This is a genomic window from Lysobacter sp. 1R34A (assembly GCF_051217035.1).
Lineage (GTDB): Bacteria > Pseudomonadota > Gammaproteobacteria > Xanthomonadales > Xanthomonadaceae > Lysobacter.
This window is the reverse complement of sequence record NZ_JBPKJP010000032.1, coordinates 20,210-40,609: the sequence shown is the minus strand read 5'-3', so window position 1 is coordinate 40,609 and position 20,400 is coordinate 20,210. Positions and strand designations below refer to the sequence as shown.

Sequence of the window (20,400 nt, the reverse complement as noted above, 5' to 3'; positions counted from 1 at the left end):
CTTGGCCGCGGCGCCGGCCAGCGCCGAGGCCGTCGTCGCCAACGACGCCGCCGACACCGCGCCGGCGCGGCCGGCCTGTGGCGGGCGGAACGCGAACGCCATCGGCAACTGCGCCGAAGCGAAGCCCTGCGACAGGATCAACCCGGCCTCGGCCGGGCCGACGAACAACAGGCCTTGCGGGCGCAGCAGACGCTTGAGGATGCCGACCGTGCGGACCTGGGTGTCGGCATCGAAATAGATCAGCAGGTTGCGGCAGAAGATCGCGTCGTACACCGCCTCGCCCGGCAGGAAGGCGACATCGAGCACGTTGCCCTGGATGAAATTCACCCGCGAGCGCACCGCCTCCGGCAACTGCCAGCCGCCACCGACCGCGGCGAAATGGCGCTCGCGGAACTGCAGCTCGCGGCCGCGGAACGAGTTGCCGCCGTACAGCCCGCGGCGCGCTTTCGCCAACGCGCGCTCGCTGATGTCGACCGCATCGATGCGCAGGCGTTCGAGCGGGAATCCAGCGTCCTGCAGGCACATCGCCATCGTGTACGGCTCCTCGCCGGTCGAACACGGCAGGCTCAGCAGGCGCAGGCACTCGCCGGGATGGGTCGCCGCCCATTCCAGGCCGTAGCTCGCCGACAAGGCGCTGAACGCCTGGGCGTCGCGGAAGAACCAGGTCTCCGGCACCACCACCGCTTCGATCAGCTCCTGCTGCTCCAACGGCGAAGCGCGCAGCGTCTGCCAGTACTCGGAGAGCTGCCCGCACTCGCAGGCCGCCATGCGGCTGGCGACCGCGCGCTCGACCACGGTCGGGCCGATGGTGCTGGCGTCCAGCCCCATCGTGTCCTTGAGCCATTGCTGGAAGCCCCCGGGCTTCATGCGCTCTCCACCGAGGCTTGAAACAACAGCGCGCGCACCGGATCGGGCAACAATCGCTCGATCCGCACCCACTGCAGCAGCCCCTGCGCATCGGAGGCGACCGGCCCGAGATACGGCGCGTGGCTCGCATCGACGCCGGCGGGCGCGAACTCGGCGGCCTCGCGCCGCACCGTCTCCAGCACCTGCTCGGCGATCAGGCCGAGCTTGCGCGAACCGCCGTCGCCGGCCGGATAGTCGACCACGATCACCCGCGTACTCAGCCGCGCGCGCGCCGGCCGCCCGAGCGCCAGCTGACACAAGTCGATCAACGGCACCGGCTCGCCGCGGTAGTCGAAGGCGCCGGCGACCGCCGCGGGCGCCTGAGGTATGGCTTTCGGCTCGACCAGATTCAGCACCGACACGACCTGCGCCGCATCGATGGCGTAGCGGTCGCGATCCAGTTGGAAGACAAGGAAAAGCACGGCATCGTCCTCCCGTTGCGTCCGCGGCCCGAAGTCGTCGCGCTCAGCCCAGCAGCTTGAACTTGGTCACCCCGTCGCGCAGCCCGGCGCTGACCTGGTGCAGCTCGTCGATCGCCTGGTTGGACTGCTTCAGGGCATCGACGGTCTGCTGCGCGGCTTCGCTCAGCTGGCCCAGCGCCAGGTTGATCTGCTCGGCGCCGGCCGCCTGCGCCTGCACGCCTTCGTTGACCACCTCGAAGCGCGGCACCATCGCCTGCACGTGCTCGATCACCTGCGACAACTGGCCGCCGACCTGCTGCACGTCGCTGGTGCCGCGGCGGACCTCCTCGGAAAACTTGTCCATGCCCATCACGCCGGCCGACACCGCCGACTGGATCTCGCGCACCATCTGCTCGATGTCGAGCGTCGCCACCGCGGTCTGGTCGGCCAGCCGGCGGATTTCGACCGCCACCACCGAGAAACCACGGCCGTATTCGCCGGCCTTTTCCGCCTCGATGGCGGCGTTGAGCGAGAGCAGGTTGGTCTGGTCGGCGACCTTGGTGATGGTGGTGACGACCTGACTGATGTTGCTGGCCTTCTCGGCCAGCACCGCGAGCTTGGCGCTGATCGCCGCGGTGGCGTCGATCATCCGGCCCATCGTCTGCTCCATCTGCGCCACGCCCTCCTGGCCGTGGCCGGCGAGCGAGGCGGTCTGCTCGGCGCTGCCGGCGACCGTGCCCATGGTGCGCGCCAGTTCCTTCGAGGTCGCGGCGATTTCGCGCGAGGTGGCGCCGATCTCGGTGGTGGTGGCGGCGATCTGCGCGGCGGTGGCCTGCTGTTCGCGCAAGGTCGCGGTGATTTCGTTGATCGAGGAATTGACCTGGATGCCCGAGGTCTGGATCTGCCCGACCAGTTCGGCCAACTCGCCGCTCATGCGGTCGTAGCCGTGTCCCACGGCGCCGAATTCGTCGGTGCGCGAGAAGTTCAGGCGCTGGCTGAAATCGCCCTTGGCCATGATGTCGGCGGCGCGCGCCAGCCGATGCAGCGGCCGGGTGATCGCCTTCAACAGGAAGAACCCGGCCAGCACCGCCAACAGCACCGCGCTGGCGAAGGTCAGGCCGATGCCGAGCTCGGCCGACTTGACCGCGGTGTCGATGCGGTCGCCGGACTCCACCGCCTCGTTGTAGTTGTACTGGATGATGCCGGTGATGGCGTCGACGGACTTGCCGAAGATCGGTTCGGCGCGCGTGCGTATCGCCTCCTGCAGCGCCGCCGAGCCGGCTTCGCCGGCCTGGGCCAGCTCCGGCTGCAGGGCGAACAGCGAGGCGCTGAAACCGGCCAGAGTGTCGATGTTGTGGCGGTCCTCGGCGAGAGTGGCGGTGGCGCGGTAACGGGCCAACGCCTGCTCGAACGCGGCCCGGCGAGCGCGCAGACGCTCTTGCGCGCGCGCGCGCTGGGCGGCATCGGCCGACGCCAGCCCGTTGAGCGCGGTGTAGTAGGCATGCCATTCGGTTTCCATCTGCCCGGCGGCGTACAGCCCGGGAATGGAATCCTCGCGCATCCGGTTCTCTTCGGCCTGGATGTGGAACAGCCGCTGCAGGGCGATGCCGCCCATCACCACCATCGCCACGATGATCACGGCGAAGCTCAGGATGATCCGCTGCCGAATCGTGATGTTATTCATGACCGATCCCCGCATATGCCATGAAGCATTACCTGCCTGGGCAATGATTATCGCGACCGCCTGTCGCGGACGAAGCCCAGTGTAGGCATGCGCCTGCGCCCTGCCCACCGCTTCCGTCCGACCCGGCTCCGTTCAATGTAGCTGACGGCACCGGCGAGCGTCGCTCGCAGCGCCCCCGGGTTATAGCGCTCCCGCGCCCGTGCCGCCGTGAAAAGCCGACGCCGTCTCACTCTGCGCCCGTCCGGCGGCGACGCCCGAACCGTTCCGCGTCGGGCCCCGATCATACTGATACGGTCGCACCGATCCGGTCGTACCGATCCAGTCCTACTGATCCGACCGCGGCCCCGATCGGTGGCCCCGATCGGCCGGTCGCGACGATCGGGACAGCGATCCCAAGACGCGCGTACGGCGGACGGTGCGGCGGCAAAGCCGGATCGGTGCGTCCGGCCGTTCTATTACCGCCGCCTCAGTCCATTTCGGCCGCGGCTTCGCGGCCCTGCTGGCGGATCAGGGCTTCTTCGCGGGCGTCGTTGATCGCGTGGCGGACGCTGTCGAGGTCGACCGCGGACTCGTCGTGCGCGAACACGCCGGTCAGTTCGCTGTCCGGACGCAGCTCGCCGGCCTCGAACAGCGCCCACATTTCCTCGGCGTACCACGTGTCCAGCAGTTCCGGCGCCCAGGCGCCGAGGCTGGCGGTGAGGTTGTTGACGTCGCGCAGCAGCATCTTGCGCGCGGCGTTGTTGCCGGCGGCGCTGACCACCTGCGGGAAATCGATGATGACCGGACCGTCCGGGGCGACCAGCACGTTGTACTCGGACAAGTCGCCGTGGATCAGGCCGACGCAGAGCATCTTGACCACCTGCCGCACCAGGAAACGGTGGAAACCGCGGGCCTGATCCGGCGCGAGCTCGACCTCGCCCAGGCGCGGCGCGGAATGGCCGTCGGCGTCGGTGACCAGTTCCATCACCAGTACCCCGTGGTAATAACCGTACGGTTCGGGCACGCGCACGCCGGCATCGCGCAACTGGTACAGCGCCTCGACTTCGGTGTTCTTCCAGGCGGTTTCCTGCTGCTTGCGCCCGTACTTGGTGGCCTTGCCGATCGCGCGCGCCTCGCGGCTGCCGCGTACCTTGCGCCCTTCCTGGTACTGCACGCGCTGCTGGAAGCTGCGTTGCGCCATGTCCTTGTAGACCTTGGCGCAGCGCACCTCGTCGCCGGTACGTACCACGTAGACCGCGGCCTCCTTGCCGCTCTTGAGCGGGCGCATGACCTCGTCGATCACGCCGTCGTCGATCAGCGCCTGCAATCCGGGTGGAGTCTTCATGTAGTCCTGTGGGGGAAACGGCGCCGGCTGAGGGGGAATCCCGGCGTAACAGGCGTATATCTTTACACTTGGCGACCCCAGTATCGAATTCCGTCATGTCCGAACCCGTCCGCCTCGACAAACGCCTCGCCGAACAACTGCCCTGTTCGCGCACGGACGCCCAGCAGTACATCGAGGGCGGCTGGGTGTCGGTGGACGGCGAAATCGTCGAGGAACCGCAGACTCTGGTCACGACCCAGGCCGTCGAACTGGCCGCGGACGCCCGCCTGGAACCGATCGAGCCGGCGACGATGCTGCTGCACAAACCGGCCGGCCTGGGGCTCGAGGACACCGCCGGCCTGGTCGTCCCGGCCACCCGCGCGCCCGGCGACCTGTCCGAGGTCCGCCTGCTCAAGCGCCACTTCCACCGCCTGACCCCGCTGGTGCCGCTCGACCGCGAGGCCAGCGGACTGGTGGTGCTGACCCAGGACGGCCGCGTCTGGCGCCGCCTGACCGAAGACTACGCCCAGCTCGAACAGGAATTCGTCGTGGAAGTGTCCGGCGACCTGTTGCCCTACGGCATGCAGAAGCTCGGCCACGGCCTGAGCTACCAGGGCCGCGCGCTGCGCCCGTGCAAGGTCAGCTGGCAGAACGAAACCCGCCTGCGCTTCGCGATCAAGGACGTGCAGCCCGGGCAGTTGCGCGACATGTGCCGCCAGGTCGGGTTCGAGGTGGTCTCGATCCGCCGCCTGCGCATCGGCCGCATCTCGCTGAGCAAGATGCCGGTCGGCGAATGGCGCTACCTGCCGGTCGGCGAACGGTTCTGAGCGCCGGCCGCGGTCGAGCGCGGAGCTGCGAGGCCGCTCGGCCGATCCCGATCATCCCGCGCGCCCCTTGTAATTCGCCCTCTTTGCAGAAGGGAGCTGGCGCCTGTGTCGTCCGGCGAGGCGATGTTGCGGCCGCGCCGGGGATTTGCAGGCAGGTCCGATTTCAATTCAACGCGCTGTTCCCGCGCAATCGCGCGACCACCAGGTCGACGAGGGTGCGGACCTTCGCCGAGGCATAGCGGCCTTCGCGGTGCAGCACGTGCACGGGCAGGGACGCGGATTCGTACTCGCCCAGGACGATCTGCAACTGGCCGGCGGCGAGGTGCGGCGCGATCTGGTAGGACAACAGGCGGGTGATGCCGAAACCCTGCACCGCCGCTTCGATCGCCGCGTCGTTGGTGGTCACGCTCAGGCGAGGGTGCACCCGCACCGACTGCGCCTTGCGGCCGTCGCCGAATTTCCATTCGGTCGTGGGGTTGATGCCGAGCGCGGAGACGATGTCGTGCTGGGCCAGGTCCGCCGGCGTCTTCGGCAATCCATGCCGGCGCAGATACTCCGGCGAGGCGCAGAGCAGCCTGCGCACCCGGGCCACGCGGATCGCCTGCATGTTCGAATCGGGCAGCTCGCCGATGCGCACGCCGACGTCGAGCCCCTCTTCGATCAGGTTCGCCACCCGGTCGAGAAACAGCGCCGACACCTGGGTCCCGGGATAGCGCTGCAGGTAATCGACGACGATCGGCAACACGAACAGCCTGCCGAACTGCACCGGCGCGGTCACCGCCAAGTGTCCGCGCGGCTCGGCGTTGATGCCGGCCGCGGCTTCGTCGGCTTCGTCGATCTCGGCCAGGATCCGCCGCGCATCCTCGAGATAGCGCTGCCCGGCTTCGGTGGCGCGGACGAAGCGGGTGGTGCGGTCGAGCAGCTTCACCGCCAGGCGTTCTTCCAGGCCGGCGATGGCCCGCGTCACCGCCGGCGGCGACAGCCGCAGCTTGCGCGCGGCGCGGGCGAAGCTCTCCTCTTCGGCGACCGCGACGAAGACCGTCATCAGATGCAGTCGGTCCATCCGGATTATTCCTTCCAACGCAATAATGAATTTTGCGACGCGGTGATTCTTATGGCAAGCGAAATGGAAGACAGTGACGCCACGCCGAAGCCACACGCCCAACGACGCCGGCCTCGGCCCCGTCCCCTTCCCTCCGGAGCTTTCCCATGAGCCGCATCGCCGTCATCGACCGCCACACCGCCGACACCGAACAACAGCAGCTGCTGGACGCGATCCAGCGCGAGCTCGGCTCGGTGCCGAACTTCCTCAAGGTCTTCGCCAATTCGCCGGCTGCCCTGCGCGCCTTCCTCGGCCTGCACGGCATCGCCAAGGAAGGCAGCCTGGACCTGCAGACCCGCGAGCGCATCGCCCTGGCCCTGGCCCAGCAGAACGCCTGCGAGTACTGCCTGTCCGCGCATACCGCCCTGGGCCGCAACGCCGGCTTGAACGGCGACGAGATCGCCGCCAACCGCGCCGGCGGCAGCCAGGACGCCAAGGCCGCGATCGCGGTGAAGTTCGCCCGCTCCCTGGTCGAACACCAGGGCGAGGTCACCAGCGCCGAGATCGCCGAGGTGCGCGAGGCCGGCTTCAGCGACGCCAACATCGTCGAGATCATCACCCACGTCGGCATGAACCTGCTGACCAACATCCTCGGCAAGGCCAGCCGCGTCGAGATCGATTTCCCGAAAGTGACCCTGGCCCAGGCGGCCTGAGTCGCCAAGACGATCGCTTCCCGAACCCAGTCCGGCGGCGCGACGACGCCGCCGGCCGGAGCACCGCATGAGCCGCGCATTCGCCGATATCGCTTTCACCCCCAGCGTCAAAGAGGCGCAACAACGCCACGGCAGCCGCGAGGCCAACCGCGCCTTCGAACTGGCCGAGGACGCGCGCGACTCGATCGGCGAGCGCGAGGCCGAATTCATCGCCGAACGCGACAGCTTCTATCAGGCGACCGTGTCCGAATCGGGCTGGCCCTATGTGCAGCACCGCGGCGGCCCGGCTGGTTTCCTCAAGGTGCTCGATGCGAAAACGATTGGCTTTGCCGATTTCCGCGGCAATCGCCAATACCTCAGCGTCGGCAATCTCGGCGCCGACGGGCGCATTTCGCTGATCCTGATGGACTACCCGAACCGGCGCCGCCTGAAGATATGGGGCCGCGCGCGCATCGTCCACGAAGGCGAGGACGCCGCTGTGATCGCGCGCCTGGAAGTGCCCGAGTACCGCGCCCGGGTCGAACGCGGCATCGTCATCGAGGTCGAGGCCTGCGACTGGAACTGCCCGCAACACATCACTCCCCGCTACACCGAGGCGGAGATCGAACGCATCGCGCCGAAACGGACGCCGCCGGCCGAGGACACCCCGCGCGCGGCCGACACCGAAGCCGCGGTCTGGGGCGAGGGCCCGCTGGAACTGGTGGTCGCCGGTGTCCGCCAGCTCACCGCGCGGGTCAGAGCCTACGAACTGCGCCATCCTCAAGGCGAGGCCTTGCCGGCGGTCGCCGCCGGCGCGCATCTGCGCGTGCCGGTGCGGCTGGGCGGCAAGATCGAACTGCGCCACTACTCGATCAGCTCGGACCCGGCGCGACGCGACGCCTATGAAATCGCGGTGCTGCGCGAGGAGTCCGGACGCGGCGCCTCGAAGGCCGTGCATGCGGGGTTCGAGCTGGGGCTGCGCCTGCGTTGCGAACTGCCGCGCAACGATTTCGCGCTGGGCGAAGACACGCGTCCGGCGATCCTGATCGCCGGCGGCATCGGCATCACCCCGATCAAGGCCATGGCGCACACGCTGGCGCGGCGCGGACAGCCGTTCCAGATCCACTATGCCGGCCGCGGCCTGCGCGAACTGCCGTTCCTGCAGGCCCTGCAGACGCAGTTCGGCGAACGGCTCAGCCTGTATCCGGCCGATCAGGGCGTGCGCCTGGACCTACGCCGGCTGTTGTCGAACCTGGCGACGGATGCGCAGATCTATGCCTGCGGCCCCGCTCGTCTGATCGATGAGCTCAACATCGTCGCGGCGACCCTGGGGATCGGCGAGCAGGTCCGGATCGAACGCTTCGATGCGGCCGCCCGGCCCGACGACCGCGCCATCGAAGTCGAGTTGCGCCGTTCCGAGCGGCGGATCCGCGTCGCCGGCACGCAAACGATCCTGGACGCGCTGCTGTCGGCGGGGGTGAACGCGCCATCGGATTGCAGGGCGGGCAATTGCGGCACCTGCGCGGTCAAGGTACTCGACGGCGTACCCGACCATCGCGACAACGCCCTCAGCGCCGCCGAGAAGGAGCGCGCCGCCTTGATGTGCATTTGCGTGTCGCGGGCGCATTCCGAACATCTGGCGCTGGATCTCTAGCGTCGCCGCACCCAGCTTCGTTTCGATCCGCCGGCCCCCGCGACCGCAGCGATCCCCTACTCGCCCGAGAACCGTCATGCCTCGATTGCCCGCAACCCTGTTAAGCGCAGCCCTCGCCAGCGCCGTACTTCTGTCCTTCCCGCTCTCGGCCGAGGCTGCCGCCATCGCGGCGACTCTGCCGTCCACTGCCGAACGCCCCATGACCACCCATCACCGTATCGCCGTCGACGGCACCGAACTGTTCTATCGCGAGGCCGGCCCCAAGGACGCGCCGGTCGTCGTGCTGCTGCACGGCCTGCCGAGTTCCTCGCACATGTTCCGCGAGCTGATGCCGCTGCTCGCCGACCGTTATCGGGTCATCGCGCCCGACTACCCCGGCTTCGGCGCCAGCGCCACGCCCTCGCCGGCCGAGTACGACTACAGCTTCGACCGGCTCGCGCAGAGCGTCGACCGATTGCTGCAGGCACTCAAGGTCGAGCGCTACAGCCTCTACCTCTTCGACTACGGTGCGCCGGTCGGCTTTCGCTTGGCCGTCGAATACCCGGAACGCATCCAGACGCTGATCGTGCAGAACGGCAATGCCTACGACGAAGGCATGGGCGCCTTGTGGGACCCGTTGCGCGCTTATTGGAGGGAGCCGACCCCGCAACGCTCGAGCTTGCTCGCGGACAAGCTGCTGAGTCTGGCCTCGACGAAATGGCATTACCTCGAAGGCGTGCGCGACCCGTCGGCGATCGCGCCGGAAAACTGGCTGCTCGACCAGGCCTTGCTCGACCGGCCCGGCGTGCAGGAGATACAGCTGCGCCTGCTCTACGACTACGGCTCCAATCCCGGCAAGTACCCGCAATGGCAGGCCTATTTCCGCGAGCGCCAGCCGCCGATGCTGGTGCTCTGGGGCAAGAACGATCCGATCTTCCTCAGCGCCGGCGCCCACGCCTACCAGCGCGACCTGCCGAAGGCCGAGGTGCATCTGTTCGACACCGGCCACTTCGCGCTCGAAGAAGACGCCCAATCGATCGCCCTGCGCATCCGCAGCTTCCTGGGCCGCCATCTGGGCGAGTCGCAGGCCACCCACTGACGGACATCAGACCAGCGCCGCTGCGGTGTCCGCGGCGGCGCTGGCTTGACGACTGCGCCGCCGACCCGTGCGAGTCGCCGGATCGCGAACGAAAGCTCAGCCCTTGGGCAACAGCAGCTTGCAGCTGCGGATCGTGGCCTGCGCCGCGGCGACGTCGTCGATGCGCCGGTAGTGATAACCGCCCTTCAACGCGCCCATCAGGATTTCCTTCTCGATGTAGGCCACCTCGCCGGCCGCCACCTCGAAGCTCAAGGGGTCCTTGCACTTGCCGTCGCCGCCGAGCACGTGCCGGCCCGGTTCGACCACCAGGCGATAGAAACAGAAACCGCGGGTCTGACCGATCAGATCGCCGTCCAGGACCACGTCCATGCCGACCAGGACCGCGACGAACTGCTTGCGGTAGAGATAGATCACGCCCTGGCCGGGCTCGGGCTGGAAGTTCAGGGCCGCCGCGGTCTGCGCCGGCGTCGCCTTGCGGGTGGCTTGGTTCTTGAACGCGAACAGCCAGACCAGGTAGGCGCCGAAACCGACGACGAGCAGGCCGATCAGCCAGCTGAAGACGCTAGACCCGCTCGCCATCGAGGCCATGATCCGGCCCACGATGGCGCCGACGATGATCAACGGAAGGATTTTGAGAAAACTTGCACGACCCTGTGCCATGACGATCCTGAAACTCGAGAGGGCCGCCAGGATAGCCAATCGCCGCGGGCGCGGCAGGCACGCGATCGGGCGATTGCCGGCGGATGCGCGCACGCCCGTGCGGATCGGCTACGGCGCCGGCGCGACCCGCTACGACGAGACCAGCGCATCGAGTTCGGCGGCGGTCTCCGCAGCGACCGCCAGCGGCACGCCCCAGTAGTCGAAGATTCCGCCGTCGCGGCGGTTTTGCCCGCAGGTCACGAACACGCCGGTGCCGAACTTGCGCTTGAGCCGCGAGGCCAGCCAGCCGACGAAGCCGCTGTTGTCGATGCGGTCGGGGAAATGGAAACGGAACACGGCGAACAGATCTTCGCCTGCGTCCTCGCAAGGCACCAGTTGGCTCCAGACCGCGTCGTCGCGGACCAGGGCCAGAGCATCGGCGCGCACCGCGGCGGGGAAATCCGCCAAAGGGAATTCGAGAAAGGCATAGGAGCCCGAATACGCCAGCAGGCGCGCCTGCTTGGTCACCGCCAGTAAGCGCGCATCGGTCTGTTCGATCGTTTCCTGCGAGATGTCTACCACTGCAACCTCCGGCGGCCGCCGCCGGCCTGTCGATGGATGGGTACGCTCCCTAGTTTCGGGGTGAGCCCTTTACGCCGCGATGCCGCTTCGACGCGGCTCACTCCAGCCAACGCCGAATGCGCTCGTATACCCGCGGGTCGCCGAGCAGATCGAGATGATGCAGGCCGTGGCCGACCCATTGCCGCGCCTTGGGCAGGCGCAGATCGAAGGCCGGATCGGCATGCTGCCCCAGCGCGCTGGCGATCGGGACGAGGCCGTCGCCGTCCGGCATGGAACGATCCCGGCCTTTCGCTGCAGCGCGCTGCTCGGTCGACACCGCCACCGCATAACTGCGCACCTGCGCCGGCAGCGGCACCGGTGTACGCGTGTCTTGGCGGCCGTCGCCGGCGTGCCCGGGCTTGCGCCAGTCCGAATCGAGCAGGTTGCCGTGGCGCAGGTCTTGGATGCCGGCGCTGCGGATCTTGCCCAGGCGCGCGAACGGCGCAGTGTAGGGACTGCGGCCGATCAACATGTCGAACCAGCTGCCGGCGCGTTCGAGCGGCGCGCCGTGGTGCGGCGTGCCGAGGAAGACCAGGCTGTCTAGACGCGCCAGCCAGCCTTGTCCCGAGCCTGCGGCGGCGTGGCAGGCGCTGCGCGCGACCAGGCCGCCCATGCTGTGGCCGACGATGGCGAAGCGTTCCACCGGCACCGGCCACTCGCGCAGCAGCCGCTCCAAGCGCGCGGCGAACTCGCGGCCGTTGCTGGAGATATGGCGGCCGCTGTTGTAGTGCAGATACACCGGCGTCCAGCCGGCATCGCGCGCCAGCGCGGCGCCGTGATCGTGCCCGTTCCACTGCCATTGCAGATCGTTCATGCACAACCCGTGCACCATCACCAACAGCTTGCCGGTGGCTTGCGGACACGCCGCGGCCAAGGCCTTGCGACCCAGTCGCAAGGGCTTGCCGTCGCGGCGCAGGCGCATGCGGATCGCCAGCGGATTGGCGGTCGCGGCCAGGTGGTCGCCGAGCACGCCGTTGAGCGCGGACACCACGCCGTCGCGCTGCGGCGGGGACTCGATCCGGTCCAGCAACGGCGCGAATTGCGCCAACGCCAGGTCGAGCCCGTCGCCGACGAAGCGCGCGATGCCGCGCACGCTGCGATAGACCAGTCCGCTGATGCCGCGAGTGGGGTTCAGCACCGGTGCGCCGAGCGGGCCCGGCAGAGCGACGATGGTGGCGTGGACGGATTCGACCAGATCGACCACGCCGGTGATCGCATCGACGGTCAGGCGGCCGATGCCGCGCAGATCTGCGCCGGGGCCGCGGCCGGCGTCGGCCGGGGACGAACGTTGCGGCATGGCATCCACGCGGAGCGACGGGGCTCCAGCCTAGCGCAGGTCGGCGCCGCGGTTGGAGTTCTGGCGTACTGTGGCGCTGCGAAAGCGCATGGCGCGCGACGGCAGGCCCGTCGCCGGCGCCGAACCGGAGACTTGCGATGACCGATACGATTTTCGAAGGCGGCTGTCTGTGCGGCGCGATCCGCTACCGCGCGACCGCGGCGCCGTTGCGTGGGGTGATCTGCCACTGCGGCCTGTGCCGTCGCCATTCCGGCGCGCCGGCGCTGGCCTTCGTGCATTTTCCGGCCGGGGCCTTCGCCTGGCTCGCCTCGCCGCCGGCGTGGTACCGCTCTTCCGACTACGCCGAACGCGGCTTCTGCGCGAACTGCGGCAGCACCCTCGGCATGCGCGAGAGCGTGTTGGCCGATCGGGTGCAGGTCTGCATCGGCAGCCTCGACCAGCCCGAGCGCGTGCGCATCGACGACCACGTCTGGACCGGTTCGCAACTGCCCTGGTTCGAGGTCGACGACGCACTGCCGCGCTTCGAGCGCAGCAGCTCGGCGGTGCCGTCGAAGGCCTAGGCTGGTTCGAAAACCGGCTTCGACCACCGGGCCCGGAAGCGGACTGATGAACCGGCTCGGCGAAGCGGGCCGCTGAAGGCCGTGCACGGCCGCTCCCGGCCGGATTCAATCAACGAGGTCGGTCACAGGTTGCGGAACAGCGAACCGATCAACAGCAGGACGAAGCCCAGCGCCACCAGCCAGAACGCGACGCCGGCGAGGAAGGGCAGATAGCCCAGGCGCGCGGCGATGCCGGCGCCGCCGGCCAGCAGGGAAAGGAAGAAGATGGGGAAACTGGGCGGGGTCGGACGCATGAACAACCTCGGTGACGGGAGACGGTTGCAGGTGCGTGCACGGCTTGCGCCTGGGTTGGCGCTAGGTGCGGGCCAGACTGGCGATGAGGGCGGCGATCACCGCCAGGATCGAGGCGACCGTCAGGGCGGCCACCAGCGAGGCCGACGGCCCGTGCTCGCGTTCGCGCTCGTCGTGCGTAACTTGCCTGTCCGGTTTACCGCTCATGTTTACCGCTCATGCCGCTGGCTCCTGCCATGCCGATACCTGCATGAGTGAATGCACACGAATCGTGCCAACGCCGAAGCCGCGCGAGAGCCCGCAACGGCGCGCACCGCGATACAAAGCACACTAGTCGGCGCAGGCGGAAAACTGCTTATCACGTCACATTTTGCCCTGCGCCGTCCGCCTTCACCGACACTGTCGCAGTCGCTCGTCGCTGAGGCTCAGCGCGATTGGGCATATCCACATAACTGCGGCGGCCGGTCCCCACCGCGGGGCCGCCTTACAATGCCGACCGCCTCACGCTTTGCCGGGTGATAGTGTGGCGGTCCGACGCCCGGCCTCGGAGTGGCGCCGTGCCGCGCCGCACGGCCTCGCCTCTCCCGCACAGCCACGCCCACGACGGTCCATGATCCAATTCCAGCAGGTCCATAAATCGTTCCGCGCCGGCGGTCACGAGGTGCCGGCCTTGTTGCCGCTCGATCTCGACATCGTCGAAGGCGAAGTATTCGGCATCATCGGCCACTCCGGCGCCGGCAAATCCACCCTGATCCGGCTGATCAACGGCCTCGAACGTCCCAGCGGCGGCCGGGTGCTGGTCGACGGCGAAGACGCCAGCGCGCTCGACGGCGCCGGCCTGCGCGCGCTGCGCCAGCGCATCGGCATGATCTTCCAGCACTTCAACCTGCTGTCCTCGCGCACGGTCGCGGCCAACGTCGCCTTTCCGCTGGAACTGGCCGGCACGCCGCGCACCGAGATCGCCGCCCGCGTCGCCGAGCTGCTCGCCCGGGTCGGCCTGAGCGCGCACGCCGGCAAATACCCGGCGCAGTTGTCGGGCGGACAGAAGCAGCGGGTCGGCATCGCCCGCGCTCTGGCCTGCCGGCCGCGCATCCTGCTGTGCGACGAGGCCACCAGCGCGCTCGACCCGCAGACCACCGCCTCGGTGCTGGCGCTGTTGGCCGAGATCAACCGCGAGCTCGGCCTGACCATCGTGCTGATCACCCACGAGATGGAAGTGATCCGCCGCGTCTGCGACCGCGTCGCCGTGCTCGACGCCGGCCGCCTGGTCGAAAGCGGTCCGGTCGCCGAGGTGTTCCTGCACCCGCGCCATCCGACCACGCGCCGCTTCGTCTCCGAGGCCGAGCACGTCGACGAAGGCGGCCTGCACCGCGATTTCGCTGCGGTGTCCGGGCGCCTGCTGCGGCTGACCTTCATCGGCGAGCACACCTACGAGCCCCTGCTCGGCCGGGTCGCGCGCGAGACCGGCGTCGACTACAACATCCTGGCCGGCCGCATCGACCGGATCAAGGAGACGCCCTACGGCCAGCTCACCATCGCCCTGGTCGGCGGCGACAGCGAGGCCGCCGTGGCCGCACTCGGCCAGGCCGGCGTGCACGTCGAGGAGATCGCGCGATGAGCCCGAACCCAGGCTGGTTCCAACACCTCGACGCCGGCAAGTGGGCCGAGATCGGCCAGGCCACGCTCGATACCTTGCTGATGCTGGCCGGCGCGCTGCCGCTGACCCTGCTGATCGGGCTGCCGCTCGGCATCGCCCTGTTCCTGACCGGCCCGCGCCAGTTGCGCGCGCAGCCGCGTCTGTACGGCGTGCTGTCGCTGCTCATCAACATCCTGCGCTCGGTGCCCTTCATCATCCTGATGATCGTGATGATTCCGCTGACCCTCGCCGCGATGGGCACCTCGCTCGGCGTGCGCGGCGCGATCCTGCCGCTGGTGGTCGGCGCGGCGCCGTTCTACGCGCGATTGGTGGAAACCTCGCTGCGCGAAGTCGACCGCGGCATCATCGAGGCCTGCCAGGCGATGGGCGCGACGACCCGGCAGATCGTGCTGCGCGCGCTGCTGCCCGAGGCCCTGCCCGGCCTGATCGCCGGCGCCACCGTGACCACCGTGGCCCTCATCGGCTATACCGCGATGGGCGGCGCGATCGGCTCCGGCGGCCTCGGCGACCTCGCCTACCGCGACGGCTATCTGCGCTCGCACACCGACGTGGCGGTGGTGACGGTGCTGCTGTTGCTGCTGTTGGTGCAGGCGCTGCAGACGCTCGGCGACAAACTCGTGGCGCGCTTCAGCCGACGCTGAGCCGCCGCTCCAAGCTATCGAACGATCGAGGACGCAAGATGAAGAAGCTGATCGCCATCCTGGCATTGACGGTCGCCGGCCTGAGCGCCTGCGGCGGCGACCCCGCATCGCAAAAGCTCACCGTCGCCGCCACCGCGGTGCCGCATGCGGAAATCCTCGAAGTGGTGAAGCCCTTGCTGGCCAGGCAGGGCGTCGAACTCGACGTGCGCGTGTTCAACGACTACGTGCAGCCCAACGACCAGGTCGCGCAGAAGCTGCTCGACGTCAGCTATTTCGAGACCGAGCCTTATCTGGATGCCTACAACCGCAGCCGCGGCACGAAACTGACCACCATCGTCGGCGTGCACATCGAGCCGTTCGGCGCCTACTCGCGCAAGTTCAAATCGCTCGACGCGCTGCCTCAGGGCGCCGACGTGGTCATCCCGAACGACCCCAGCAACAACAGCCGCGCGCTGATCCTGCTGCACAAGTCCGGGGTGATCCAGCTGCGCGACCCGAGCGACGCGCTGGCGACCCTGCGCGACATCACCGCCAACCCCAAGCAGCTCAAGTTCCGCGAACTCGACGCGGCGATGCTGCCGCGCATCCTCGACCAGGTCGACCTGGCCCTGATCAACACCAACTACGCGCTCGACGCCGGCCTCGACCCGACCAGGGACGCGCTCGCCATCGAAGGCCGCGACTCGCCCTACGTCAACTTCCTGGTCGGCCGCCCGGACAATCTCGCCGACCCGCGGGTCAAGAAACTCGCGGCGGCGTTGACCGGCCCGGAGGTCAAGGCCTTCATCGAGAAGAAGTACCGCGGCGCGGTGTTGCCGGCGTTCTGATGCCGCACCAGTCGCCTCGTCCGCGAGGCGAGCTTCGCGCCCGTATCTGGGTGCCGGCGTGCGCAATGCGGCCGGCGCAGGCGCCGAAGCCTCCTGCGAACCGCGTCATCGGTTCGCGATTCCGATTTACCCGCAGCTCCTCCGCGCAGCGTGCGCGGATGCCGCCGCGCTGCGCCGGCAGGACTCGTGGATCCGGCCGCGCCCGGCCGGCGATGGCGACAGGACGACTCGGCGCTACGCCGCGTCCCCTCCTGGCCTGACCTGGCCTCTCCCCTTGCCGATACCGGCCGGATCCTCGGCGCACCGCCCGTCAGCGGCCGTTCCCGAAACTGGGCCTGCGGTTTCACAAGCGATGAGATCGCCGCCCGAATCGAGATTGACCGCGCTCGCAGCCGGCCCGTATAGCTGGCGCGCGGGCCGCAGGACTCGGACGCTGCCGTCGAACGCCCCGGCTTGCCACAGGGAAACTCGCAAGTCACATCACAACGAGGGAATGTATGAAGAAGACGATCGAGATGTTCATCATCAAATCGCGTCCGGTGCTGATCGACGCCAGCAAGGCGATCGCCGCCCAGGACATCAAGCCGGTGCTGACGCCTCAGGAGAAGGAACTCCTGGAGAAACTGGCCAAGTAAACCGCGCGCTCGTGCATCGATCGTCGAAGCCGCCCGGATTCTCCGCCGCCGACGGCGAACGCCCGCACGCCCCCGCGACGCCGCACGCCGGCCGCCGCATCCACACCGCGACACCACCTCGAGGGATCGTATGAAGAAGCTCATCGGAACGACCATCGTCAAATCCGTACCCTACCTGCTGCTGGCGAACAGGATCGAGCAGGACAAGGACCTCAAGCCGGCGCCTACACCGGAAGAAAAGGCCATCCTCGACAGGCTGGCGAAGTAAACGCTCGCCCGTCCGATCAACCGGCGGCACGGCCCCAAGGCCGTGCCGCTGACTGCCGGTTCACCCGCAAGGAGCGCACGCATGATCCCGCTGGAGCGAGAACGCTCGCTGGCCGAAGCCGAACGCATCGCCCGGGCGTTCGTCGATCGACAAGGCTGGCGCATACGCACCCAAGCCCACGGCGACGGCCTGCAATCGACCGTGTGCACCCTGCACGACGGCGACGACGAGGTCATCGCCAGCGGCTTCGGCAAGGGCGATGGCGAGGCGGCTCGCGTCGGCGCCCTCTACGAGGCCATCGAACACCTGTACACCAACGAGCCGCCGGCAGGCGAACCGATCGCCTTCGTCCGTTCGCTCGAACTGCACCGGCACCCGCGCTACGCCGGGCTGCCGTTCCTGTCGGCCTTCGAACAGCACCCGCAACAACGTCTGGCCTGCCGCACCTATCGCACCTTCGCCGGCGGCGACGATCAAGTGCCGGTGCCCCTGTTCCTGACTTATCCGAACTACCTGGACAAACTGCCGGCCCAGGACGACTTCGATTACTCCAGCGTCATCCGCTACGGCTCAAACAGCGGCATCGCGATCGGCGCCAGCCTCGAAGAAGCCGCAGTCCACGCCATCGGCGAATTGGTCGAGCGCGATTCCTGGTCCTTGTTCCTGATCGCGCATTATCTCGGCGAACCGGCCAGCCTCGGCCTGGTCGTCGACCCGCATTCCTTGCCGGCGCAGGTCGCCGCGATCCACCAGACCGCCAGCCGCCAGCTCGGCCGCGGCATCGTCCTGATCGACGTCACCAGCGACCTGGGCTTCCCCGCCTTCATCGCCACCACCGACCGGATTCTCCCCGGCGAGGTGGTGTACCCAAGCGGCTTCGGCGCCTCGCTGTACGCCGCGCACGCCGCCATCCGCGCCTTGACCGAACTGGTGCAATGCGTCGGCATCCGCGACCAGTTGCCGAGCATGCACGAGTACAGCCGCCTCGCCCTGGACGCCTTGTCCGAATATCCCAAGCTCAGGGATTGCGCCTACTTCCAGGTCGCGGCCGACCGGCTCGACACCGTCGAATGGTCGTATCCCGCGCGCGAGCCGCAGCCGCCCGCGAAGTTGCTGCGCGAAATGCTGGCCCGGCTGCGCGACCACGGCATCCAGATCTACCACGCGATCAACCATCGCCAGGGCGACGAGTTCTGCGTGGTGAGCTGCGTGTCGTTCGAACTGGAGCGCTTTCTCCTGGTCGCCTCGGGCATCGCCATGGCGCCCGGCAAGCGCGGCATGGACCTGCTGGCCGGACGGCTGCAGGCGCCGGCGCTGGCGCGCGCCGGCTAGGCGCGCAGCAGGAAGCCGAGCACCGCGCCGATGAACTCGTCCGGGTATTCGACGTTCGACAGGTGCACCGCCGGCAGCACCAGCAGGCTCGCGCCGGGCACGCGCGCGGCGATCTCCTCGCCATGGCTGGCCAGGGTTACCGTGTCGTAGCGGCCGGCGATCACCAGGGTCGGACGCGACACTGCGGCCAGGGCTTCGCGCAGGTCGAGGTCGCGCACCGCGGCATAGTTGCCGGCCAGGCCGCGCGGGTCGGTGGACAGCAACATGCCGCGGAAGGCCTGGATCTGCGGCCCGTCCGCCTCGCGCATCGCTGCCGGGAACCAGTTGCCGAGGAACATCTCGGCGGTGTCGGCCATGTCCTCGACGCCGAGCACCGAGGCGATCCGCTCCGCCCATTGTTCGGCCGGGCCGAGGTAAGCCGAGGTATTGCTCAGGACCAGGCGATCGATGCGTTCGCCGGCATGCACGCCGAGCCACTGCCCGACCATGCCGCCGAGCGACAGGCCGAGAAAGTGCGCGCGTTGGACGCGCAGGGCGTCGAGCAGTTCGATCACGTCGCGGCCGAGCCGCTCCAGCGTGTACTCGCCCGGCGGAGCGTCGGAAGCGCCGTGGCCGCGGGCGTCGTAACGCAGTACGTGGAAATGCCGCGCCAGCTCCGGCACCTGCGCGTCCCACATGTGCAGGTCGGTGCCGATCGAGTTGGACAGCACCAGCCAAGGCCGGTCGGCATCGCCATCGAGCCGGTAGGCGATGCGTGCGCCATCGCTGGCGGTGAGGTAGGACAGTGGGTTCATGGCGTTGCTCCGTTCGGGACAGGTCGCTTGGGAGCGCGGAGGGCCTTGATTCGGCCGGCCCGGCTCTTGCAACGGCGCAGGCCGTGGAGCGAATCCTAGTTGCGGCCGATCGCGGCGGATATTACAAAGTACCCACAGTCTTTGTAGCTATCTCCGACATGAGCGCCTTCACCCTGCACGACCTGCAATGCTTCGATGCGGTGATCCGCGCCGGCGGTTTCCAGGCCGCGGCGGCGAGCCTGCATCGCTCGCATCCGGCGGTGTTCGCCGCGGTCGCCAAGCTCGAGCGCCAGCTCGGTTTCGATCTGCTCGACCGCAGCGGTTATCGGGTGCGCCCGACCGACGCGGGCCGCTCCTTTCACCGCCGCGCCCAGGCCCTGCTGCGCGAGATGGAGGCGCTGCGCACTCACGCCGCGCAACTGGCCATGGGCGAGGAAAGCGAACTGCGGGTGGTGATCGGCGATCTCTGCCCCAGGCCGCAGATGCTGGCCTTGCTGGGCCGCTTCTTCGCCGACTGTCCCGGCACCCGCCTGCACCTGCATTTCGAGGCGGTGGGCGGCCCGCTGGAGCGCCTGCTCGACGGCGACGCCGATCTGATCCTGCATCGCATCGACAAACGCGATCCGCGCATCGAATGGCTGGACCTGTGCCCGGTGCCGTTCGTGCCGGTGGTCGCCGCGGGCTTCCTGCCGTTCCCGGTCTCGCGCGCGATCCGGCCCGAGCGGATGCGCGAGTTCACCCAGTGCGTGATGCGCGACAGCGCGCGCCATTCGCCGCCGCGCGACTACTTCATGATCGAGGGCGCGCACCAGTGCACGGTCGCCGACCAGCTGATGAAGAAGGACATCATCCTGCAGGGCATGGGCTGGGGCCACGTGCCGCGCTTCCTGGTCGAACAGGAATTGCGCGAAGGTCGCCTGCACTCGATCGCCGGCCGCTACCTGCCCGGCAGCGTCGAGGAACTGGTCGCGGCGCGGCGCGGCGACCGCGCGCAAGGCCCGGTCGCGAACCGACTATGGGCGTACCTCGGCGAACAGGCGCCGCGGTTCCGCGAGGCCGTCGACGCGGCGGCCGCGCCGTCGGCGATGAAGTCGGTGAAGAAATCGACGAGAACCGTCCGCTCGGCGAACCCGCGCGGATGAGGCTCCGCTTGCGAGCGCATAACGCAAGCCGCGCGCCGATCCGTCCATCCGCCGGCGCCATGCCGGCGCAACGGCCGCCGATTCACTTCGCGTTGCATTCCTGACGCCT

23 protein-coding genes are annotated in these 20,400 nt (G+C 68.7%); 12 read left to right on the top strand and 11 right to left on the bottom strand.

Going from position 1 to position 20,400, the window contains the following annotated elements:
- The 4 genes from ACSAMQ_RS10010 to ACSAMQ_RS09995 form a co-directional block, all read right to left on the bottom strand.
- A partial coding sequence (locus tag ACSAMQ_RS10010) for a CheR family methyltransferase (RefSeq protein ID WP_435395509.1) occupies positions 1 to 867 on the bottom strand: 867 nt, incomplete at its 3' end.
- Positions 864 to 1,328 carry a chemotaxis protein CheW gene (locus ACSAMQ_RS10005; protein ID WP_435395508.1) on the bottom strand — a complete coding sequence of 155 codons (465 nt, stop codon included), beginning with the start codon at positions 1,326 to 1,328 and terminating at the stop codon, positions 864 to 866. The genes ACSAMQ_RS10010 and ACSAMQ_RS10005, both read right to left, overlap by 4 nt.
- A 43-nt stretch (positions 1,329 to 1,371) precedes the next feature.
- Positions 1,372 to 2,991, bottom strand: coding sequence for a methyl-accepting chemotaxis protein (locus ACSAMQ_RS10000; protein WP_435395507.1), 1,620 nt, complete (start codon positions 2,989 to 2,991; stop codon positions 1,372 to 1,374).
- Between the two features lie 466 nt (positions 2,992 to 3,457).
- Positions 3,458 to 4,315, bottom strand: coding sequence for a PA4780 family RIO1-like protein kinase (locus tag ACSAMQ_RS09995; protein WP_435395506.1), 858 nt, complete (start codon positions 4,313 to 4,315; stop codon positions 3,458 to 3,460).
- Between the two features lie 95 nt (positions 4,316 to 4,410).
- On the opposite strand from ACSAMQ_RS09995, the gene ACSAMQ_RS09990 reads away from it, so the two are divergent.
- Positions 4,411 to 5,121, top strand: a complete 711-nt coding sequence (locus ACSAMQ_RS09990) for an rRNA pseudouridine synthase (RefSeq protein ID WP_435395505.1) — start codon at positions 4,411 to 4,413, stop codon at positions 5,119 to 5,121.
- Between the two features lie 163 nt (positions 5,122 to 5,284).
- Here ACSAMQ_RS09990 and ACSAMQ_RS09985 read toward each other — a convergent pair whose 3' ends face one another.
- On the bottom strand, positions 5,285 to 6,184 hold the full coding sequence (locus ACSAMQ_RS09985; protein WP_435395504.1) for a LysR family transcriptional regulator: 900 nt from the start codon (positions 6,182 to 6,184) through the stop codon (positions 5,285 to 5,287).
- A gap of 146 nt (positions 6,185 to 6,330) precedes the next feature.
- Here ACSAMQ_RS09985 and ACSAMQ_RS09980 point away from each other — a divergent pair, with 146 nt between their 5' ends.
- The 3 genes from ACSAMQ_RS09980 (at position 6,331) to ACSAMQ_RS09970 (ending at position 9,587) form a co-directional block, all read left to right on the top strand.
- Complete coding sequence (locus tag ACSAMQ_RS09980; RefSeq protein WP_435395503.1) at positions 6,331 to 6,876, top strand: carboxymuconolactone decarboxylase family protein; 546 nt, start codon at positions 6,331 to 6,333, stop codon at positions 6,874 to 6,876.
- 67 nt (positions 6,877 to 6,943) lie between these two features.
- Positions 6,944 to 8,509 carry a 2Fe-2S iron-sulfur cluster-binding protein gene (locus tag ACSAMQ_RS09975; protein ID WP_435395502.1) on the top strand — a complete coding sequence of 522 codons (1,566 nt, stop codon included), beginning with the start codon at positions 6,944 to 6,946 and terminating at the stop codon, positions 8,507 to 8,509.
- Positions 8,510 to 8,708: 199 nt separating this feature from the next.
- The gene (locus tag ACSAMQ_RS09970) at positions 8,709 to 9,587 is read left to right on the top strand and encodes an alpha/beta fold hydrolase (protein WP_435395501.1); all 879 of its coding nucleotides are present in this window, start codon (positions 8,709 to 8,711) and stop codon (positions 9,585 to 9,587) included.
- A gap of 96 nt (positions 9,588 to 9,683) precedes the next feature.
- Here ACSAMQ_RS09970 and ACSAMQ_RS09965 read toward each other — a convergent pair whose 3' ends face one another.
- The 3 genes from ACSAMQ_RS09965 to ACSAMQ_RS09955 all read right to left on the bottom strand — a co-directional run bounded on the left by ACSAMQ_RS09965 (position 9,684) and on the right by ACSAMQ_RS09955 (position 12,144).
- Complete coding sequence (locus tag ACSAMQ_RS09965; protein WP_435395500.1) at positions 9,684 to 10,247, bottom strand: hypothetical protein; 564 nt, start codon at positions 10,245 to 10,247, stop codon at positions 9,684 to 9,686.
- 129 nt (positions 10,248 to 10,376) lie between these two features.
- Complete coding sequence (locus ACSAMQ_RS09960; protein ID WP_435395499.1) at positions 10,377 to 10,808, bottom strand: DUF6196 family protein; 432 nt, start codon at positions 10,806 to 10,808, stop codon at positions 10,377 to 10,379.
- Between the two features lie 97 nt (positions 10,809 to 10,905).
- Positions 10,906 to 12,144, bottom strand: coding sequence for an esterase/lipase family protein (locus ACSAMQ_RS09955; protein WP_435395498.1), 1,239 nt, complete (start codon positions 12,142 to 12,144; stop codon positions 10,906 to 10,908).
- Between the two features lie 137 nt (positions 12,145 to 12,281).
- Between ACSAMQ_RS09955 and ACSAMQ_RS09950 the strand changes: the two genes are divergently transcribed.
- Positions 12,282 to 12,704, top strand: coding sequence for a GFA family protein (locus ACSAMQ_RS09950; RefSeq protein WP_435395497.1), 423 nt, complete (start codon positions 12,282 to 12,284; stop codon positions 12,702 to 12,704).
- A 122-nt stretch (positions 12,705 to 12,826) separates the two neighbouring features.
- Here the strand turns inward: ACSAMQ_RS09950 and ACSAMQ_RS09945 are convergent, their stop codons facing one another.
- Positions 12,827 to 12,997 carry a hypothetical protein gene (locus ACSAMQ_RS09945; protein ID WP_435395496.1) on the bottom strand — a complete coding sequence of 57 codons (171 nt, stop codon included), beginning with the start codon at positions 12,995 to 12,997 and terminating at the stop codon, positions 12,827 to 12,829.
- A gap of 61 nt (positions 12,998 to 13,058) precedes the next feature.
- Complete coding sequence (locus tag ACSAMQ_RS09940; RefSeq protein WP_435395495.1) at positions 13,059 to 13,202, bottom strand: hypothetical protein; 144 nt, start codon at positions 13,200 to 13,202, stop codon at positions 13,059 to 13,061.
- Between the two features lie 403 nt (positions 13,203 to 13,605).
- Between ACSAMQ_RS09940 and ACSAMQ_RS09935 the strand changes: the two genes are divergently transcribed.
- From ACSAMQ_RS09935 to ACSAMQ_RS09910, 6 genes are all read left to right on the top strand, one after another.
- Complete coding sequence (locus ACSAMQ_RS09935) at positions 13,606 to 14,613, top strand: methionine ABC transporter ATP-binding protein (protein ID WP_435395494.1); 1,008 nt, start codon at positions 13,606 to 13,608, stop codon at positions 14,611 to 14,613.
- On the top strand, positions 14,610 to 15,293 hold the full coding sequence (locus tag ACSAMQ_RS09930) for a methionine ABC transporter permease (protein WP_435395493.1): 684 nt from the start codon (positions 14,610 to 14,612) through the stop codon (positions 15,291 to 15,293). The genes ACSAMQ_RS09935 and ACSAMQ_RS09930 overlap by 4 nt, the downstream gene beginning before the upstream one ends.
- 38 nt (positions 15,294 to 15,331) lie before the next feature.
- Positions 15,332 to 16,120 (top strand): MetQ/NlpA family ABC transporter substrate-binding protein, encoded by a 789-nt coding sequence (locus tag ACSAMQ_RS09925; RefSeq protein WP_435395492.1) that lies wholly within the window; start codon positions 15,332 to 15,334, stop codon positions 16,118 to 16,120.
- A gap of 497 nt (positions 16,121 to 16,617) precedes the next feature.
- Complete coding sequence (locus ACSAMQ_RS09920) at positions 16,618 to 16,755, top strand: hypothetical protein (protein WP_435395491.1); 138 nt, start codon at positions 16,618 to 16,620, stop codon at positions 16,753 to 16,755.
- Between the two features lie 130 nt (positions 16,756 to 16,885).
- Positions 16,886 to 17,023: a hypothetical protein gene (locus tag ACSAMQ_RS09915; protein WP_435395490.1), complete on the top strand. Its 138-nt coding sequence runs from the start codon at positions 16,886 to 16,888 to the stop codon at positions 17,021 to 17,023.
- Between the two features lie 81 nt (positions 17,024 to 17,104).
- The gene (locus tag ACSAMQ_RS09910; protein ID WP_435395489.1) at positions 17,105 to 18,355 is read left to right on the top strand and encodes a YcaO-like family protein; all 1,251 of its coding nucleotides are present in this window, start codon (positions 17,105 to 17,107) and stop codon (positions 18,353 to 18,355) included.
- Here ACSAMQ_RS09910 and pcaD read toward each other — a convergent pair.
- Positions 18,352 to 19,149 carry a 3-oxoadipate enol-lactonase gene (gene pcaD, locus ACSAMQ_RS09905; protein WP_435395488.1) on the bottom strand — a complete coding sequence of 266 codons (798 nt, stop codon included), beginning with the start codon at positions 19,147 to 19,149 and terminating at the stop codon, positions 18,352 to 18,354. The two genes, ACSAMQ_RS09910 and pcaD, sit on opposite strands and share 4 nt — an antisense overlap.
- Before the next feature lie 158 nt (positions 19,150 to 19,307).
- Here pcaD and ACSAMQ_RS09900 point away from each other — a divergent pair, with 158 nt between their 5' ends.
- Positions 19,308 to 20,291 (top strand): LysR family transcriptional regulator, encoded by a 984-nt coding sequence (locus tag ACSAMQ_RS09900; protein WP_435395487.1) that lies wholly within the window; start codon positions 19,308 to 19,310, stop codon positions 20,289 to 20,291.
- Positions 20,292 to 20,400: the final 109 nt, after the last annotated feature.